This is a genomic window from Protofrankia sp. CiP1_Cm_nod3, from assembly GCF_982290655.1.
In genome coordinates this window covers 4,974-7,744 of record NZ_CEVIVD010000117.1, presented here as the reverse complement: position 1 = coordinate 7,744, position 2,771 = coordinate 4,974, and the positions used below count along the sequence as shown (strand labels likewise).

Annotated in this window: 1 protein-coding gene; it reads right to left on the bottom strand. The window is 74.6% G+C overall.

Annotated features, from left to right (window positions below; genetic code table 11):
- Positions 1–102 precede the first annotated feature (102 nt).
- Entirely contained in the window at positions 103–2,097 is a 1,995-nt protein-coding gene (locus AC5LUJ_RS18615) for an ABC transporter ATP-binding protein (protein WP_493465376.1), read from the bottom strand.
- Positions 2,098–2,771: the final 674 nt, after the last annotated feature.

The following is a 2,771-nucleotide window of genomic DNA, read 5'->3' as shown; positions in this document are numbered from 1 at the left end:
GGGGCACTGCGCGGATCACGGGGTGTGGGCACGGCGGCGGTACTCACCACGCCGGCCCGACGTCACCGACCGTGCGCACCCACTCCGCCGGCCAGCGCGCGCTCATCGCGGCAGCCCCGCGTCCTCGGGCTGGCCGCCGCCCACATCCGCCAGATCATATGCGGACAGCAACGCCGCATAACCGGGAGCGGTGGCCATCAGCTCCCGGTGGCTGCCGTGCCCGGCGACCCGTCCCCGCTCCAGGTAGACGACGTCGTCGGCGAGCTCGATCGTCGCCCGCCGGTGCGCGACGACGACCACCGTGGACGCGCCCGCCCGCGCCCGCAGCCCCGCGAGGATCGCCGACTCGACCCGCGGGTCGACGCTGGACGTCGCGTCGTCGAGCACCAGCAGGCGGGGCCGGCGGACCAGCGCGCGGGCCAGCGCGATCCGCTGCCGCTGGCCGCCCGAGAGCGTCGTGCCCCGCTCGCCGACCCGCGTGTCCAGCCCGGCGGGCAGCGCGGCGACGAAACCGTCCGCCTGGGCGCGCGCGAGCGCCTCCCAGACCGCCTCGTCGCCCACCTCGGAGCCGAGGGTGACGTTGGCGCGGACGGTGTCGTCGAACAGGAACGCCTGCTGGGGGACGAGGGCGGCCACCGCGGCGGCCTCGTCGCGGGCGAGCTCCGCCAGGTCGGCCCCGTCCACGCGGACCGCCCCGCTGTCGGGGTCGTACAGCCTGACCAGCAGGCCGGCCAGTGTGGACTTGCCCGCACCGGTCCGTCCCACCAGCGCCACCACCCGGCCCGCCGGCACCTCGAAGCTCACCCTGTCCAGCGTCGGACGTTCCAGCGCCGGGCTCTCCGGGGGCGAAACGGCCACCGCGGTGGCCGCCGGCGCCCCACCCTCGGTGAGCGGCCCCACGGACGGCCGTGGGGCCGGCCGTGGGGACGGCCGTGGATAGGTGTAGGAGACGGCGTCCACCGCCAGCGCCACCGGCGCGCGTCCCGGCACGGACTCCGAGCCGAAACGCTGGTCGTCACGGGCCCGCAGCACCGTGCTCACCCGGCGGTGGCCGACGACCGACCGGGGCAGCTCGCCGAACACCCAGCCGATCGCCCGCAGCGGGAACGCCAGCAGCGTGAACAGGTAGGCGACCCGGATCAGCTCCCCGACCGCCAGGTCGCCCGCGGCGATCCGGGCCGTCCCGACCAGCAGGACGACCAGCACGCCGATGTTGGGCAACGCGTCCATCACCGGGTCGAACAGCCCCCGGACCTGCCCGGCGCGCACCATCGCCGCGCGCAGCTCGTCCGCCTTGCGGGCGAACCGGGCCGTCTCGTCGTCCTCCCGGCCCGTTGTCTTGACCACCAGCGCGCCGTCGAAGGACTCGTGCGCGAGCCCGCTGACCTCCGCCCGCAGCTGCTGGGCGCGGGCGAGCAACGGGGAGATCTTCCGGCCATAGACGATGTTGACAGCGCCGAAGGCCGGGAAGACGACGCATCCCACACCGGTGAGCAGCGGATCCGTCACTATCAGCACTGTCAGGGCGACGACCAGCGCGCCCAGCACCCCCACCGCGAACGGCAGCGGGAGGACCGGCGCCCAGCTCGCCTCGACGTCGGCGTTCGCGTTCGACAGCAGCAGGCCGGTCGGATGGCGCTGGTGCCAGGACAGCGGCAGCCGCAGGTACTGCCGGACGACGCGGCGGCGGCAGGCGGCCTGTAGCCGGAAGGCCATCACACCGCCGCCGAGCCGGCGTACGAACATCCCGGCGGCCCGGGCCGCCCCGACCGCGAACAGGACGACCGCGGCCAGCGCGAGGCCGCCGGCGCCGGCCCGGCCGGTCGTGAAGGACGGCAGCACGACCCTGTCGACGACCTCGCCGAGCACCACCGCGCTCGCCACCATCATCAGGCCGAACAGGCCGCTGCCGACGACCGCGACGGCGAACACCCGGGGCTCGTCCCGGATCCCCGTGCCGAGGATGGCCAGCCCCCGGCGGATGACGGCAGGAGAGCCCGCGGAAAGCGGCGCCCCCACCGTCTCCGCATCCGCCGTCTCCGCATCCGCCGTGTTCACGCCCACCGGGCTCACGCCTGCCGTGTCCGCATCCGCCATACGCGCGCCCGCCGGGCTCACGCCTGCCGTGCCAGCGCCCGTGTCCGCTTCCAGCGCGTCCGCCGTGCCCGCCTCCTGGGTGACACCCGTATACGCGAACGCGGGAGCGGCGGGAGCGGATACGGACCGCGCGCAGGCCCTGGTCGCGGGCGCCCTCGCGACTGCCAGCACGTCCGGTTCCGCGGCCGTCAGCGCCTTCGCGTGACCCGGGGCCGCCTGCGCGTGGTTCGGGGCGTGTTCGGGCACGGCTCTCCCCTCTGCCGCTCACCACGGCCGTACTGCTCACCGCCGGCGCTCCGCCGGCTACGCCGGCCAGCCCCGGCCGGTGCCGGCCAGCACCGCCGGGACGCGTTCACGTCGACAACGCTGTACACCGCAACGTCCTCTGACCGGCGTCGCGCTCTCCCGGAACCATCACCCGCCGGAATCATCACCCGACGCAATCATCGCCCGGCGGGTGACGTCGGGTCCATGCGCGCGGCGCACCCGACGGCTCGTATACGACAGCTGACGCACACCATTTCGCATACGATCAGCAACCGTGTGCAATGGTTACCGTGTAGCGGCTGACCCACATCGGAGGCTGACCCACATCGGCATCGTCCACTCACGAGATGTCCGGCAGACGGCCATGAGCTGACGGACGCCCAGCGAACCGGTGTGTTCGGCGAACC

Coding starts and splice junctions, on each gene's coding strand:
- AC5LUJ_RS18615 (WP_493465376.1), bottom strand. CDS start 2,097: ATGGCGGATGCGGACACGGCAGGCGTGAGCCCGGTGGGCGTGAACACG.